General features: G+C 69.7%; 19 protein-coding genes. 7 read left to right on the top strand and 12 right to left on the bottom strand.

All coding sequences use genetic code 11. The annotated features are described in order from the left end of the window. Window positions 1-52: 52 nt before the first annotated feature. Window positions 53-2,083, bottom strand: a complete 2,031-nt coding sequence (locus tag ACFVVM_RS31585) for an MDR family MFS transporter (RefSeq protein ID WP_387625786.1) — start codon at window positions 2,081-2,083, stop codon at window positions 53-55. Window positions 2,084-2,151: 68 nt separating this feature from the next. Next, window positions 2,152-2,784, bottom strand: coding sequence for a TetR/AcrR family transcriptional regulator (locus tag ACFVVM_RS31580; RefSeq protein WP_387625784.1), 633 nt, complete (start codon window positions 2,782-2,784; stop codon window positions 2,152-2,154). 98 nt (window positions 2,785-2,882) lie between these two features. On the opposite strand from ACFVVM_RS31580, the gene ACFVVM_RS31575 reads away from it, so the two are divergent. The 4 genes from ACFVVM_RS31575 to ACFVVM_RS31560 are packed head-to-tail and all read left to right on the top strand — an operon-like array spanning window position 2,883 to window position 5,548. Further along, complete coding sequence (locus tag ACFVVM_RS31575) at window positions 2,883-3,794, top strand: RNA polymerase sigma factor RpoD/SigA (protein WP_387625782.1); 912 nt, start codon at window positions 2,883-2,885, stop codon at window positions 3,792-3,794. 39 nt (window positions 3,795-3,833) lie between these two features. Further along, the gene (locus ACFVVM_RS31570) at window positions 3,834-4,709 is read left to right on the top strand and encodes an oxidoreductase (RefSeq protein WP_387625780.1); all 876 of its coding nucleotides are present in this window, start codon (window positions 3,834-3,836) and stop codon (window positions 4,707-4,709) included. Between the two features lie 51 nt (window positions 4,710-4,760). Continuing rightward, window positions 4,761-5,189 (top strand): transcriptional regulator, encoded by a 429-nt coding sequence (locus ACFVVM_RS31565; protein ID WP_387625778.1) that lies wholly within the window; start codon window positions 4,761-4,763, stop codon window positions 5,187-5,189. Then, on the top strand, window positions 5,186-5,548 hold the full coding sequence (locus ACFVVM_RS31560; protein ID WP_387625776.1) for a DUF3817 domain-containing protein: 363 nt from the start codon (window positions 5,186-5,188) through the stop codon (window positions 5,546-5,548). The genes ACFVVM_RS31565 and ACFVVM_RS31560 overlap by 4 nt, the downstream gene beginning before the upstream one ends. Before the next feature lie 69 nt (window positions 5,549-5,617). On the opposite strand, the gene rdgB is transcribed toward ACFVVM_RS31560, so the two are convergent. The 10 genes from rdgB to clpS form a co-directional block, all read right to left on the bottom strand. Then, window positions 5,618-6,223 (bottom strand): RdgB/HAM1 family non-canonical purine NTP pyrophosphatase, encoded by a 606-nt coding sequence (gene rdgB, locus ACFVVM_RS31555; protein WP_387625774.1) that lies wholly within the window; start codon window positions 6,221-6,223, stop codon window positions 5,618-5,620. Between the two features lie 2 nt (window positions 6,224-6,225). Beyond that, window positions 6,226-6,990, bottom strand: a complete 765-nt coding sequence (rph, locus tag ACFVVM_RS31550; RefSeq protein WP_302872397.1) for a ribonuclease PH — start codon at window positions 6,988-6,990, stop codon at window positions 6,226-6,228. Between the two features lie 43 nt (window positions 6,991-7,033). Next, complete coding sequence (locus tag ACFVVM_RS31545) at window positions 7,034-7,798, bottom strand: cyclic nucleotide-degrading phosphodiesterase (RefSeq protein WP_387625771.1); 765 nt, start codon at window positions 7,796-7,798, stop codon at window positions 7,034-7,036. A gap of 69 nt (window positions 7,799-7,867) precedes the next feature. After that, window positions 7,868-8,575, bottom strand: coding sequence for a rhomboid family intramembrane serine protease (locus ACFVVM_RS31540; RefSeq protein ID WP_387625769.1), 708 nt, complete (start codon window positions 8,573-8,575; stop codon window positions 7,868-7,870). Window positions 8,576-8,643: 68 nt separating this feature from the next. Beyond that, window positions 8,644-9,606, bottom strand: a complete 963-nt coding sequence (locus tag ACFVVM_RS31535; protein ID WP_387625767.1) for a PLP-dependent cysteine synthase family protein — start codon at window positions 9,604-9,606, stop codon at window positions 8,644-8,646. Between the two features lie 4 nt (window positions 9,607-9,610). Then, on the bottom strand, window positions 9,611-9,886 hold the full coding sequence (locus ACFVVM_RS31530) for a MoaD/ThiS family protein (RefSeq protein ID WP_387625765.1): 276 nt from the start codon (window positions 9,884-9,886) through the stop codon (window positions 9,611-9,613). Between the two features lie 34 nt (window positions 9,887-9,920). Beyond that, window positions 9,921-10,334 carry a Mov34/MPN/PAD-1 family protein gene (locus ACFVVM_RS31525; protein WP_387625763.1) on the bottom strand — a complete coding sequence of 138 codons (414 nt, stop codon included), beginning with the start codon at window positions 10,332-10,334 and terminating at the stop codon, window positions 9,921-9,923. Between the two features lie 147 nt (window positions 10,335-10,481). Beyond that, window positions 10,482-11,540: a P1 family peptidase gene (locus ACFVVM_RS31520; RefSeq protein WP_387625761.1), complete on the bottom strand. Its 1,059-nt coding sequence runs from the start codon at window positions 11,538-11,540 to the stop codon at window positions 10,482-10,484. 23 nt (window positions 11,541-11,563) lie between these two features. Beyond that, window positions 11,564-12,133, bottom strand: a complete 570-nt coding sequence (locus tag ACFVVM_RS31515; RefSeq protein WP_387625759.1) for a DUF2017 domain-containing protein — start codon at window positions 12,131-12,133, stop codon at window positions 11,564-11,566. Window positions 12,134-12,154: 21 nt separating this feature from the next. Continuing rightward, on the bottom strand, window positions 12,155-12,505 hold the full coding sequence (gene clpS, locus ACFVVM_RS31510; protein ID WP_071929878.1) for an ATP-dependent Clp protease adapter ClpS: 351 nt from the start codon (window positions 12,503-12,505) through the stop codon (window positions 12,155-12,157). Window positions 12,506-12,566: 61 nt separating this feature from the next. On the opposite strand from clpS, the gene ACFVVM_RS31505 reads away from it, so the two are divergent. The 3 genes from ACFVVM_RS31505 to ACFVVM_RS31495 are packed head-to-tail and all read left to right on the top strand — an operon-like array spanning window position 12,567 to window position 15,083. Further along, window positions 12,567-13,880, top strand: a complete 1,314-nt coding sequence (locus ACFVVM_RS31505; protein ID WP_387625756.1) for a nicotinate phosphoribosyltransferase — start codon at window positions 12,567-12,569, stop codon at window positions 13,878-13,880. A gap of 55 nt (window positions 13,881-13,935) precedes the next feature. Beyond that, window positions 13,936-14,493: an isochorismatase family protein gene (locus ACFVVM_RS31500; RefSeq protein ID WP_387625755.1), complete on the top strand. Its 558-nt coding sequence runs from the start codon at window positions 13,936-13,938 to the stop codon at window positions 14,491-14,493. 53 nt (window positions 14,494-14,546) lie between these two features. Then, window positions 14,547-15,083: a hypothetical protein gene (locus ACFVVM_RS31495; protein ID WP_387625753.1), complete on the top strand. Its 537-nt coding sequence runs from the start codon at window positions 14,547-14,549 to the stop codon at window positions 15,081-15,083. Window positions 15,084-15,092 lie beyond the last annotated feature (9 nt).

Raw genomic sequence — 15,092 nt, 5'->3', positions numbered from 1 at the left:
GTCTGCGAGTATTCGGCGGCAAGGTGTTTCCAGCGGGCTGGACGGTGCGACCTCAGGCCTTCGATACCTCGGCGCTATCAGCGCCCTGATCGAGCAGCTTGCCCGCGATGTTCGACAGCGCCTCGTCGAGCAGTGCCCGGTCGACGGGATCGTCGGAATTCCAGTCGTCGAGGCGGTCGCCCAGCCAGCGGCGCCAGCCCGCCCGCAACAGGTCGACCTCGGTGTTGCCGCGCTCGGTCAGCGTCAGGGTGCCGCCGTCGTCGTGCAGCAGACCCGACTCGGCGCCCTGCCGGAAGATCGGCGAGAGGACCTCCACGGGCAGCCGGTGCCGGTAGGCGATGCTGTGCACCTTGGCCGGGACGCCCTCCTTCTGGTGCAGATACACCTGGCCCAGCGCCCACGCGGCATCCGGGCTCAGCGTGCTCCCCGAGGCCGCGATGAGTTCGGGGATGAGCGGTTTCTGCGCCCTGGCCTTGCGCACGGTCGCGGCGACCGCGCGTTCCAGCTGCACCACCCGGTCGTCGGAATCGGGCATCGAGAAGCCCTCGCCGATATCGGCGGCGCCGTGGCGGGCGCTGTCGCGCAGGCGCACCTGCGGCAGGAACCAGGCGACGACGAAGCCGATCACCGCCACCGGGACGACCCAGCGGAACACGTGATCGATCGAGGTCGCGTAGGCGTCGACCAGGGGCGCGGCCTGCTCCGGCGGCAGTTCCCGCAGCAGCTTCGGATCCGCCGCCGCTTCCGGGGAAACTCCCGGCGACTCCCGCAGCGCCTCGGCCAGTGCCGTCTTGCTCTCGTTGCTGTAGAGCGTGCCGAAGACCGCGGTGCCGAAGGCGCTGCCCAGGGTGCGGAAGAAGGTGACGCCCGAGGTCGCGGTGCCGAGGTCGGCGTAGGGCACGGTGTTCTGCACGACGATGGTCAGCACCTGCATCGACAATCCGAGCCCGGCGCCGAGGATGAGCATGTACAGCGATTCCAGCCACACGCTGGTGGCCGCGCCCATCGTCGACATCAGGGCGAGGCCGACCGCCATCACCGCCATGCCGACGATCGGGAAGTACCGGTACTGCCCGGTCCGGCCGACCACCTGCCCGGAGAAGATCGAGGTGACGAACAGCCCGACGACCAGCGGCAGGGTTCGTACGCCCGAGAGCGTCGCGGTCTCCCCGTCGACGTACTGCAGATACGCGGGCAGATAGGTCATCGAGCCGAGCATGGCGAAGCCGACGATGAAGCTGAGCACCGACGACACGGTGAACACCCGGCTGCTGAACAACCGCATCGGGAGCATCGGTTCCTTCGCCCGAAGCTCGACGCGAACGAAGGCGAAGATCAACGCCACCGCGAGCAGGAACAGCCCGATGATCTGCCAGGAGCCCCACGGATACTCGTTGCCACCGAACTCGAGGGCCAGGATCAGCGCCGAGACACCGATGGCGATCAGGCCGATGCCGAGGTAGTCGATCACCGGCCGGGCCACCGAACGCACCTTCGGCAGCGTGCGCGCCGCCATCAGCACCATGAGGATCGCCAGCGGCACATTGACGTAGAAGCACCAGCGCCAGCTCGCGTGATCGGTGAACAGCCCGCCCAGGGTGGGGCCGATGACGGTGGTCACGCCGAACACCGCGCCGAGCGCGCCCTGATACTTGCCGCGTTCGCGCAGCGGGATGGTGTCGGCGATCAGCGCCATCGAGGTGACCATCAAGCCGCCCGCGCCGATGCCCTGGATGCCGCGGGCGATGATGAGCACGACCATGCCGTTGGCCACCCCGGCCAGCGCCGAGCCCGCGATGAAGATGATCCCGCTGAGCTGGAACAGCAGTTTGCGGCCGAACAGGTCACCGAGTTTGCCCGCGAGCACGGTCGCGACGGCCTCGGCGAGCAGATACGCGGTCACCACCCAGGCCATGTGCCCGGCGCTGCCGAGATCGGCGACGATCGAGGGCAGCGCGGCCGAGACGATGGTCTGATCGAGGGCGGCCATGAGCATGCCGAGAACGACCGTGGCGAAGATTATGTTGATCTTGGCCTTGCTCATCGGCGCGGCGGGCTCGTCTACAGCAACACCATCCGGCATTGGCCCAGTATGGGCGTTCGGGTCGTACCGGGACCCCCAGTGACACGGCAGCAATCGCCGCCGATGTGTCAGCGCACGGCGTAGTCGGCCAGGCCGGGAGCGAGTGCGTCGAAGGCGGTGGTGGCGGCGATGGTCAGCGCGGCGGCGATCTCGTCGCCGGATTCGCCGGCGAGGGTGCGGGCCATGATCTCGTCGAACAGCACCCGGTGCACACCGGCGAGCTGGGCCGCGGCGACGCGCGGGGTGATGTCGTCGTCGGCGGCGCCGGTCTCGGCGGCCAGCGCGCGGGCCAGTGCCGCCTGGCGGTCGTCGTGGAAGTCGCGCAGCCGCGTCACCAGGGCGGGGCTGTCGGTGATCATCTTCGCGAACGACGCACCGCTGAAGCCGATCACCTGGTCCTGCGCGGCCACCGCCGACAGGTACGCCTCGCGGAGCGCGGCCAGCGCCGACTGGCCCGGCGCGCGGTCGCGGACCACCGCGGCGAGTTGCTCGGTGAAGACCGCGCCCAGGTCGAGGGCGAGGTCTTCCTTGCGCGGGAAGTAGTTGGTGACGGTCATCTTGGCGACGTCGGCGGCGGCGGCCACCTCGGCGATGGTGACCCGGTCGAAGCCGCGTTCCAGGAACAGTTCGGTCGCCCGGTGCGAGATGTGTTCCCTCGTCTGCTGCTTCTTCCTGGCCCGGAGCCCCTGCTGCGTCGTCATGGCGACCAGCATATCTGAACTCGTCCCAAATTTGTTCTTGACATATTTTTATGTCGAGCATAAGTTTGTGTTCACACCACGACCGAACGGGAGTCCTCTTGACCGTCACCACCGATCCCATTCGCGACTACCTGACCGCCATCGGCCGCACTCCCCTGCTGACCGCCGAGCAGGAATACGCCCTCGGCGCCCGCATCGCCGCCGGGACCGAGGCACACACCCAGCTCACCGAGGCGGGCGGTGAGCTCACCGCGGATCGCCGAGAACTCCTGCGGCGCACCGCACTCGACGGATCGCGCGCGAAAGACCAGATGGTGCGGGCGAATCTGCGCCTGGTCGTCTCGATCGCGCGCCGGTTCCCGACCAACACCGGCATGTCCCTGCTGGACCTGATCCAGGAGGGCACGCTCGGCCTGATCAGGGCGGTCGAGAAGTTCGACCACCGGCGCGGCATCAAGCTCTCCACCTACGCGACGTACTGGATCCGGCAGTCGATCGGGCGCGCGCTCAGCGATCAGGGCCGCACCATCCGGCTGCCGTCGAACGTGGCCGAGGTCCTGTACCGGGTGGTCCGCGTGCGGCGCGAGCTCGCCCATCAGCTGGGTCGCGCGGCCACGACCGAGGAGCTGGCGGCCGCCGCGGAACTGACGGTGCCGCAGGTCGAGGCCATGCTCGGCTACGAGGCCGAACCGGTCTCGCTGCACGCGCCGGTCGGCGCGGACACCGAGCTGGGCGCCCTGCTCCCGGATGCCGCGCCCGCCCCGGCCGAAGTGGTCGCAGGGCGCATGCTGCGCGGTTATGTCGATACCGCGATGGCGGTGCTGTCCGAGCGCGAGGCCGCCGTCATCCGCCTGCGCTTCGGTCTCGACCGCGGCGAGGGCCGCACGCTCGAGGAGGTCGGGTCCGCGCTCGGCGTCTCGCGCGAGCGGGCCCGCCAGATCGAGGCGAAGGCGATGACGAAGCTGCGCAGGCCCGGCTGCGCCCGTACGCTGGCAGGACTGCTGGGCTGACCACTTCCCTCCTATCTTACTCCGGAGTAAGGTCGGTGCATGGCATGGAAACCAACTGACATCGCGGACCAGAGCGGGCGCACCTTCGTGATCACCGGGGCCAATGGCGGCCTCGGCGCCGAGACCACGAAGGTGCTGGCGGGCAAGGGCGCCACCGTGATCATGGCCTGCCGCAACGCCGCCAAGGCACAGCCGATCGCCGACGCCATCCCCGGCGACGTGCGGGTGGCCGCGCTCGACCTCGCCGACCTGGCCTCGGTGCGCGCGTTCGCCGAACAGCAGGGCGAATTCGATGTGCTGATCAACAACGCGGGCCTGATGAACATCCCGTTCTCCCGCACCGCCGACGGGTTCGAGACCCAGTTCGGCGTCAACCACCTCGGCCACTTCGCGCTCACCGCGCTGCTGCTCGACCGCATCGGCGATCGGGTGGTCTCGATCGCCAGCATCGCCCACAAGCAGACCCCCAAGCTGTGGATCGACGACCTCAACTACGAGAACCGCCGCTACCAGCGCAATCTCGCCTACGCCCAGGCCAAGCTCGCCAATCTGATGTTCGGCCGCGAACTGCAGCGCAGGCTCACCGAGGCAGGCTCGGCCAAGAAGTCCTACGCCGTGCACCCCGGCGTCTCGGCCACCGACCTGTTCGCGCGCACCGAGACCCCGATCGACCGGGTGAGCAAGCCGTTCATCAAGCTCATCGGCCATCCGCCGCACAAGGCCGCGCACTCCACCCTGTTCGCCGCCACCGAACCGGACGCCGATCCCACCGTCTACTGGGGTCCCAACCGGTGGATGCAGTCGCAGGGCCCGGTCGAGGCTTGCCCGTCGAGCAAGATCTCGCGCGATCCGGAACTGCTGCGCAGGCTGTGGGAGGAATCGGAGCGGATGACCGGGATCACCTACAAGTTCTGAGCTCGCGACCTGGTCCTACGTCGCGTGTAGTAGGCGGGTACCGTGGAGCGCGTGTCCGCATCACCACACCGCCCGGCGCACAACCGACCGGCTCTGATCGTGCTGGTCATCGTCGTCGCGCTGGGCTGTCTGGCGCTGGCCTGGTGGCAGTGGGAGCAGTTCGAGTCGACCTCGGGTTCCGGGCGCAATCTCGGCTACGCCATGCAGTGGCCGCTGTTCGCCGCGTTCGCGGTGTTCGCCTACGTCCGGTTCGTGCGGCTGGAACGCGAGGCCGAGCAGCCGCGGAACCCGCGCGAACGCAAGGCGGAGGCGCCGCGCGAGATTCCCGCGGGCATCCTGCCGGAACGACCGAAGGCCGCGCCCGCCGACGATCCGGAGACGGCCGCCTACAACCAGTACCTGGCGCACCTGCACGCCAGCGACATCGATGCGCAGGTCCGCACGGCCGGTCTGCCGACCCCTGAGAGGAACGCCGGGTGACCACCGACGAGAACACCACCGCACCGTCGCTCGAGAAGACCGCGCCCGACACCGCCAAGATCGCCTCGGCCCTGCTGCGCTACCGCGCCCTGGCCTGGTTCACCGGCCTGTGGCTGCTGCTGCTGACCGTCGAGATGATCGCCAAGTACGGCTTCGGCGCCGACACCCCGAGCTGGGTCGCGGTCGTGCACGGCTGGGTCTACTTCGCCTACCTGCTGGTCACCGCCGACCTCGCGGTCAAGGTCCGCTGGCCGATCGGCCGCACCGTCGGCACCCTCCTCGCCGGCACCATCCCGCTGCTCTCCTTCTTCGTGGAGCACCGCAATGCCAAGGACGTCAAGGAGCAGTACAACCTCTGACCGCCGATACACCGAACGCCGCCGCCCGGGAATCCCGGACCGGCGGCGTTCGTCGTTCTGGACCGCCGATCAGGCCAGGGCGGCGAGGGTGGGGATGAGCTGGGTGAGGGCGCGGCCGCGGTGGGAGGCGGCGTCCTTCTCTGCGGGGGTGAGTTCGGCGGCGCTGACGGGGCCGCCGTCGGGGTGGAAGAGCGGGTCGTAGCCGAAGCCGCCCTCGCCGGCGGGTTCGCGGGCGATGGTGCCGGGCCATTCGCCGCGGACCACGGTGGCGGTGCCGTCGGGGAGGACGAGGGCGCAGGTGGAGACGAAGCTGGCGCCGCGGCGCTCGTCGGGGACGTCACCGAGCTGGGCCAGGAGCAGGGCGTTGTTCGCGGCGTCGTCGCCGTGGACGCCCGCCCAGCGCGCGGAGAGCACGCCGGGCATGCCGTTCAGCGCGTCCACTTCGATGCCGGAATCGTCTGCCACACAGGGCAATCCGGTGGCGACCGCGCCGTCGCGCGCCTTGGCGACGGCGTTCTCCTCGAAGGTGGCGCCGGTTTCGGGCGCCTCCTCGTAGGGCGGTACCTCGTTCAGGCTCACCAATTCGATTCCGGCGACCCCGGCCTCGTCGAGGATGCGGCGGAGTTCCTTCAGCTTCTTGGCATTTCGGCTGGCGACGAGCACGCGCACGGTCATCGCTACTTCTTGCCCGCCGGTTCGGGCAGCACGCCGGGATAGGGCAGCGCGAGGGCTTCCTTCTGGACGGCGAACAGCTGCTCACACCCGGCCAGCGCCGAATCCAGCAGTTTGTCCAGGGTGGAGCGCGGGAAGGTGGCGCCCTCGCCGGTGCCCTGGATCTCGACCAGGGTGCCGGTGTCGGTGGCGACGACGTTCATGTCGACCTCGGCGCGCGAGTCCTCCTCATAGGGCAGGTCCAGCCGGACCCTGCCGTCGACCACGCCGACGCTCACCGCGGCGATCATGCACGAAATCGGCTGCGGGTCAGCGAGTTTGCCCGCGGCGGCCAGGTAGGTCACCGCGTCGGAGAGCGCGACGTAGGCGCCGGTGATCGCGGCGGTGCGGGTACCGCCGTCGGCCTGCAGCACATCGCAGTCCAGCGCGATGGTGTTCTCGCCGAGCGCGGCCAGGTCGATACAGGCCCGCAGCGAACGCCCGATCAGCCTGCTGATCTCCTGGGTGCGGCCGCCGACCTTGCCCTTGACCGACTCGCGGCCGCTCCGGGTGTGGGTGGCGGCGGGCAGCATCGCGTACTCGGCGGTGAGCCAGCCGAGCCCCGAATCGCGACGCCACGGCGGCACCCCCTCGGTGACGCTGGCCGTGCACATCACCCTGGTCTGCCCGAACTCGACCAGCACCGATCCCGCGGGATGCGCGGTGAAGCCCCGGGTGATCCTTACCTCGCGGAGTTCGTCATCCGCCCTGCCATCGGCTCGTCTCGACACACGAGTGAGTGTATTCGGAGCACCGATTCGCCCGATGCCGGGACTACAGGTCGAAGGTTTCCCCTGGGGAGACGGCATGGACGGGCCCGGAGAAGGCCGCCTTCGCCTCCGCGATCACGTCTTCGCGCGAAGTCCACGGGGGGATGTGGGTGAGCAGGAGTTCTTTCGCGCCGGCGCGGGTCGCGATCTCGCCCGCCTCGGTACCCGAAAGATGAATGCCGGGTGGGCGATTGGCGGGGTCGTGGGTCCAGGAGGCTTCCGACATCAGGACATCGGCACCCTGGGCCAGGTCGACCACGGCATCGCACATGGCGGTGTCGCCGGTGTAGACGAAGACGCGGCCGTCGGCGGCGGTGATCCGCAGGCCGTAGGACTCCGGCGGGTGGAACATGCGCCGGGCCTCGACGGTGTGGCCGGGGCCGAACGGGACGGCGACGCCCTCGGCCCACGGCTGGGCGTCGATCACGTCGGACCAGTCGTCGGTCTCACCGCCGACCTCGGCGGAGGCGTTGCCGATGCGCAGCGGCGCGTCGGACGGGCCGCGCACGAGCGCGTGGCCGGTCGGTGGGTTGGGGTGGTAGCGCCGCCACACCAGCAGGGCGGGCAGATCGAGGCAGTGATCCGCGTGCAGGTGGGTGAGGAAGATGTCGACGTCGGCGGGGTTCATGTGCTTCTGCAACGCGCCGAACACGCCGGGCCCGAAGTCGATGACGATCGGCCGCATATCCGGGCCCGTCAGCAGGTAGCCCGACGCTGGGCTGTCCGGGCCGGACACGCTGCCCGAGCACCCGAGGACGGTAAGGCGCATGCCCCCATGCTGCCACGACGTGCTGGTGCTCACTGCAGGATCCCCCCATTTTCCAGACCGGATCCCCGGCTACCGCGTAGTTGGTGCGCGGCCGACCGATGCTCCACGGCGGCGTCGACGTTCATCACCAGAGAGTACCCAGCCCGCGAGCACTCCACCCACCGCCCCGAAAAGATGCCCCTGCCAAGAAATTCGGGGGTCGCTGGGCAGCACTCCCCACAGCATCGAGCCGTAGAAAACCAGGATCACCAGCCCGATCAGGATCTCGATGCCGTTGCGGGCGAACCAGCCGCGACAGATCAGATAGGTGAGCCAGCCGAACACCAGCGAGGAGGCGCCGATGTGCACGCTGCCCGAGGAGGCGATGAGCCAGGTGCCGACACCGGCCACGATCCAGATGATCGCCGTCGCCGCGAGACCGCGGGCGATCCCCGAGGCGAGCACGAGGAATCCCAGGATCAGCAGCGGCAGGGTGTTGGCGAACAGATGGTCCCAGCCGCCGTGCAGGAACGGCGCCCACAGGATGCCGTCGAGCCCGTCCACCGAGCGCGGCGCGATTCCCGCCGCGTCCAGTTCGCCGCCCGCCCAGTCCGGGCGGTCGCGCGAGAGGATCGCGTCGATGCCCTCGATCAGATACAGCAGCGCGGTGAACGTGACGATCACCGCGCCCGCCGTGAGCCAGGTCTGCTTGGCCCCGCGCACGGGGACGTCCTGTCCGCCTGGTCTGCCGATCCGTGCCGGATCGAACGATGGTCCCAGCCCCGAGCCGCCGGTCATGACACCCTCCTAGCCGCGAGAACCTCGCGCTATCGAGAGTACTTGGCGCACCGGGCTCGCACCGGGACTCAGGCCCAGAGCTGGCCGTCCAGCTTCTCCTCGGCCTCGTCGAGGGTGCCGTCGTAGGCGCCGGTCGAGAGGTATTTCCAGCCGCCGTCGGCGACGACGAAGGCGATGTCGGCGCGTTTACCGGCCTTGTGCGCCTTCTTGGCGATGCCGAGCGCGGCGTGCAGGATCGCGCCGGTGGAGATCCCGGCGAAGATCCCTTCCTCACCGACCAGTTCCCTGGTGCGCTTGACCGCGTCGTAGGGGCCGACGGAGAAGCGGGTGGTGAGCACCTGCTCGTCGTAGAGCTCGGGAATGAAGCCCTCGTCGATGTTGCGCAGGCCGTAGACCAGCTCGCCGTAGCGCGGTTCGGCCGCCACGATCTCGATGCCGGGCACCTTCTCGCGCAGGTACCGGCCGGTGCCCATCAGGGTGCCGGTGGTGCCGAGCCCGGCGACGAAGTGGGTGATCTCGGGCAGGTCGGCCAGCAGTTCGGGGCCGGTGGTCTCGTAGTGCGCGAGCGCGTTGGCCGGGTTGCCGTATTGATACAGCATCACCCAGTCCGGATTCTCGGCCGCGATCTGCTTGGCCAGCGCCACAGCCTGATTCGAGCCACCGGCGGCGGGGGAATCGATGATCTCGGCGCCGAACATGGTGAGCAGCTGACGTCGCTCCACCGAGGTGTTCTCCGGCATCACGCACACCAGCCGGTAGCCCTTGAGCTTGGCGGCCATGGCCAGCGAGATCCCGGTGTTGCCGCTGGTCGGCTCCAGGATCGTGCAGCCGGGGGTGAGCAGGCCGTCGGCCTCGGCCTGTTCGATCATCCGCAGCGCGGGCCGGTCCTTGATCGAGCCGGTCGGGTTGCGGTCCTCGAGCTTGGCCCACAGTCGCACGTGATCCTCGCCGTCCCACTGCGGGGACAGCGTGCGCAGGCCGACGAGCGGGGTGTTGCCGAGGGTCGCGATCAGCGATTCGTAGCGGGCCACGGTGTTACGCGCCGCCTGCCACGGCGGGCAGGATGGTGACCGACGCGCCCGCGGGCACCTCGGCGTCGAGGCCACCGGAGAAGCGCACGTCCTCGTCGTCGACGTAGATGTTGACGTAGCGGTTGAGCTTGCCGTCCTTGAGCAGGCGCTCGGCGAGCCCGGGGTGGTTGGCCTCGAGGTCGTCGATTAGCGCGGACAGGGTGGCGCCCTCGCCCTGGACTCGCTTCTCGCCTCCGGTGAGACCACGCATGATGGTCGGAATGGACACGGTTACCGGCATGGGGACTCCTCGGTCGGGGTGGTGATCTGGGGGTTCAGTAGGACTCGACGATGCGCACCGGTTCCTCGGTGACCTCGCCGTCGACGATGCGGTAGCTGCGCAGTTCGTGCTCGTGCGGGTCGCGGGTGGAGACCAGCACGTAGTGCGCGTCCGGTTCGGCGGCGTAGGAGACGTCGGTGCGGCTGGGGTAGGCCTCGGTGGCGGTGTGCGAGTGGTAGACCACGACCGGCACCTCGTCGGCGTCGTCCATCGCGCGCCACACCCGCAGCTGTTCACCGGAGTCGAACCGGTAGAAGGTGGGCGAGCGTTCGGCGTTGACCATGGCCACGAAGCGTTCCGGCCGGTCGCTGCCCTCGGGTCCGGCGATGATCCCGCAGGCCTCGTCGGGGTGGTCGGCGCGGGCGTGCGCCACCATCGCGTCAACGAGATCGGCCCTGATCACCAGCACTTGTCGACCCTTTCCACATCCTGCGTTCGTGCTGTCGAGCACCAACCTCGACAACGACCCACCCTATTCGGCTATTCCGCCGGACGTGCATCCCGGTCCCCGCGGGTCGGTCGCCGGGACGGCCGGAGCACCGGTGAGCTGAGCGGGTCAGCGCGGGAAAAGGTCGTGGTAGGCGGGGATTCCGGCGATGGCGGTGGCGTTGCGGATGGCGTCGACGACGGCGCGTTCGACCACCACCGCGGCGGCGGTACACAGTTGGTCGAGCAGCATGAGGTCGCCGGGGAAGGCGGGCGGCAGTGGCAGCGGTGCGACCTCGACCGTGCCGGTCGCGAGCGCGAACAGGGTGTCGCCGTCGAGCGGGGAGTGCACCGGGCGGATGGCGCGGGCCAGACCGTCGTGTGCGGTGGCGGCGAGCCTGCGGCAGCCGACCGGGTCGAGGGCGGCGTCGGTGGCGATCACGCCGATCGTGGTGTTGAGCTGGGTGCTCTTGGCTGGGAGGGTCGCGAGCGCCGCCAGTTCGGCCGGGGTGCCGTGCCGCAGCCCGAAGAAATCGGGGCCGTCGGTGCCCGCGCCCCACAGCAGGCCGGTGCGCGGGTCGGCCACCGAACCGACCGGGTTGGCCACGATCAGGGCGCCGACGGTGACTCCGGCGCCGGGTCCGTCTCCGAGAACCACGCTCGCCGAACCGATTCCGCCCTTGAGCGAACCCGCCTGCGCACCGACGCCCGCCCCCGCCGTGCCGCGGGCGAACTCGACGTCGGCCGCGGCGGCCGCGCGGTACCCGAACTCGGTATCGGGCCGGATGTCCCATGCCCCGAGCGGCAGGTCGAAGATCACCGCGCCCGGCACGATCGGGACCACCTTGCCCGGGTCGGCCGGATCCATCGGGATGCCCTCGCCGTGTTCCTCCAGCCAGCGCATCACGCCGTCGGCGGCGGCCAGTCCGTATGCGCTGCCGCCGGTGAGCAGTACCGAGTGCACCTGCCGGACCGTGTTGGCCGGGTCGAGCAGGTCGGTCTCCCTGGTGCCGGGCCCGCCACCGCGCACGTCGACCGAGGCGGTCGCGCCGCCGGGGACACGCACGACCGTGCTGCCGGTGGCGGCGCCGGTGCCGAGGGCGACTTCGGCGTCGAGGACGTGATGGTGCCCGACCAGCACACCGGCGACGTCGGTGATCGAGTTCCGTTTTCCTGGCGTGCTGCGCATCGTCTCGCCTCTCGATCAGCTGGTCAGGGCGCGAGGGCCTGCAGCATCGAATCCTGCATCCAGGTCAACCAGTGGTAGACGTCGAGATGCGGGGCGCGCGGATCGCTCGGATCGAAGTGATCGGGGGTCTCGTCGTCGATGTCGAGCAGGGTGCCCAGCGCAAGGCGGACATCGGTCAGCGCGGCCAGCCAGGCATCGGCCTGCTCCGGGGTGAGCACGATCTTGCCGCCGGTCTCGGGACAGCTGTCGAGCACGGCCCGGCCCGCGGCCAGTTTCGCGTCGATGATCTCGGGCTCGTGCAGGCTGCGCAGGGCACTGTTGAGATCGGCGCGCTTGGCGTCGGGGGAACCGGGCTCGGCGCGGTGGAAATCGGGCAGCAGGCGCAGCAGCTGCGGGTCGTCGGGCGGGGTGGAGTTGCCGGTGCGCAGGCCGGTGAGCGCGGCCAGTTCGTCCTCGGGTGTCTCGGCCGCGCGGTCGCTGAGCAGACCGGAGACCGCCCCGATCAGGGAACGCAGGACGGTGGCCTCGTGCTCGTCCATCTCGGATCGAAGCTTGGGGCCACTCAGCGAGTTCTTCCTGCTCCACTTGCGCACAGCGCCAGCGTACCCAGCGGCTCAGTCGTCGCGCTGCATGGTTGCCCAGAGTCCGGCGGCGTGCAGTCGGCGCACGTCCTGTTCCATCTTGTCGCGCGAACCCGACGACACCACGGCCTTGCCCTCGTTGTGCACCTGCAGCATCAGCTCGGTCGCCTTGGCTTTGCTGTAGCCGAAGAGCTTCTGGAAGATGTAGGTGACGTAATGCATGAGGTTCACCGGGTCGTCCCAGACGACGGTCACCCAGGGCCGGTCTTCGGCCTCCAGGATCTCGGTGTATTCGGTAGCCTCCGGCGTCGCCTGCGGCGCCGACAGTGTGGCGTTCACGACGTCGGGGTCGGCGACGGCTCGAACGGTATTGCACTCGGCCATAAAACCCAGGGTACGACGCGGCCACACAGAAACAACACCCGCGGTGACTACAGTTTCGGGTGTGCAGATCCGTGACGAGTTCGCCAGCACCGCGCTGCTGACCGACCAGTACGAGCTGACCATGCTGGCCGCCGCCCTCGCGGACGGTTCGGCGGCCCGCCGATGCACCTTCGAGGTGTTCGCCAGGCGTTTGCCGGGTGGCCGCCGCTACGGTGTCGTCGCGGGGACCGGCAGGCTGCTCGACGCGCTGACCCGTTTCCGCTTCGGTCCCGCCGAACTGGACATTGCGGCGAAATTCCTCGATTCGGGCACCGTCGACTGGTTGCGCGAATATCGCTTCACCGGCGAGATCGACGGCTATGCCGAGGGTGAGCTGTACTTCCCCGGCTCGCCGGTCCTCACCGTGCGCGGCAGTTTCGCCGAGTGCGTCGTCCTCGAGACGCTGGCCCTGTCGATCCTCAATCACGACAGCGCCATCGCCTCGGCGGCCGCGCGCATGGTGAGCGCGGCGGCCGGTCGGCGGACGATCGAGATGGGTTCGCGGCGCACCCACGAACTGGCCGCGCCGTCGAGTTCCCGCGCCGCCTACCTGGCCGGTTTCGACGCGACCTCCAACCTCGAGGCCGTGCGCAGCTTCGGCGTGCCGGGCGCGGGCACCAGCGCGCACGCGTTCACCCTGCTGCACAGCGGCGCCGACGGCGAGCACGAGGCCGAGGCGTTCCGCAGCCAGATCGCCGCGCTCGGTGTCGGCACCACCCTGCTGGTGGACACCTTCGACATCACCAGGGGTGTCGCCACCGCCATCGAGGTGGCCGGTCCCGAACTGGGTGGGGTGCGGATCGACTCCGGTGATCTCGGCGTGCTGGCCAGGCAGGTCCGCGAGCAGCTCGACGCGCTCGGCGCCACCGGCACCAGGATCGTGGTCTCCGGTGATCTGGACGAGTACGCGATCGCGGCCCTGCGTGCCGAGCCGGTCGACGTGTACGGCGTCGGGACCTCGGTGGTCACCGGGTCCGGCGCGCCGACCGCGGGCATGGTCTACAAGCTGGTCGAGGTCGACGGCATCCCGGTGGCCAAGCGCAGCAGTCATAAGGAGTCGCGCGGCGGGACCAAGAAGGCGATCCGCCTGGCCAGGGCCACCGGCACCATCGTCGAGGAGATCGTCTACCCGGCCGAGGGCCCCGCGCCCGCGACCAACGGCTTCCAGGTGCGTGAACTCCAAGTCCCCCTGGTCCGCGCGGGCCAGGTCGTCGACGAGGTCGCCACGCTCTCCCAGAGCCGCGACCTCGTCGCCCGCGGCCTGGTCAGCCTCCCGTGGGAGGGCCTGAAACTCTCCGCGGGCGAACCCGCCATCCCCACCACCTTCCTCGCCTAGCGCGCCGACTCGGTGCGGGCGGAGAATAGGGCCGAGCAAACGGGAGGAACGAACTATGGCGCGCGCCTTGGTGATCGTGGATGTACAGAACGACTTCTGCGAGGGCGGTTCGCTCGCGGTCGCGGGTGGGGCGGCGGTCGCGACGGCGATCAGTGAGTTCGTCGCTCGCGAGAACTACGACGCGGTGGTCGCCACCCGGGACTGGCACATCGACCCCGGCGCCCACTTCTCCGACACCCCCGACTACGTCGACACCTGGCCGCCGCACTGCCGCGTCGGCACCCCCGGCGCCGAGTTCCACCCCAACCTCGACACCACCGCCATCCACGAGACCTTCGCCAAGGGCGAGTACACCGCCGCCTACTCCGGCTTCGAAGGCGCCGCCCCCGACGGCACCACCCTCACCACCTGGCTGCGCGCCCGCGACATCGACACCGTCGACATCGTCGGCATCGCCACCGACCACTGCGTCCGCGCCACCGCCCTCGACGCGAACAAGGCAGGCTTCGACACCCGCGTCCTGCTCCACCTCACCGCGGGCGTCTCCCCCGAAACCACCGAAACCGCCCTGACCACCCTGCGCGACGCGGGAGTCCACCTCCACCCGGCCTAGTCCACCGCGACCCGCCGAACACCGGGTGTCGGGCCGGTCGCGATACTTCCCCCATGGACTACCGATTCCCGGCGCAGGCCCGACCCGCGGTGATCAAGGCCCTCGCCGAGGTCGACAACATCCACGACGCCGCCGACATCGTCTTCTGGTCCAACTCGGCCACCGACGATCTCCAGCGTCAGGGCATCGGCGCCTTCACCCAGCTCCCGCCCGCCTTCGCCCACCTGCTGGCCCTGTCGAGCCTGCACACGACCGTCCTCGACACCGGTTTCGGCAGCTACCTGCGCACCCGCCGCAGCGAACTGCCCTGGGCCACCAGAGGTTTACGCGCCGCGGGCATGCCCCGACTGGCCGCGGCCGCCGTCCTCGCCGCGCGTGACGCCTCGGCGAGCTCCCCTGACGACGACCTCGACCGCTTCTTCGACGACGAACACCACGTCATCGCCAACCCCGCCCAGATCCGCCGCCCCACCGGTGCCAGGGCCGACGACCCCGACGAGATCTACGACATCAACGAACCCGACGACTTCGAAGACCGGGTCCTGGCCTACATCCGCGACCACATCGACGACTTCGTTCGCGAGTCCTGATCGAGCACC

It is taken from the genome of Nocardia sp. NPDC058176 (assembly GCF_042883805.1).
Classification (GTDB): Bacteria; Actinomycetota; Actinomycetes; order Mycobacteriales; family Mycobacteriaceae; genus Nocardia.
Note: the sequence above shows the minus strand (reverse complement) of the source record. Positions and strands in the feature narration are given on the sequence as shown.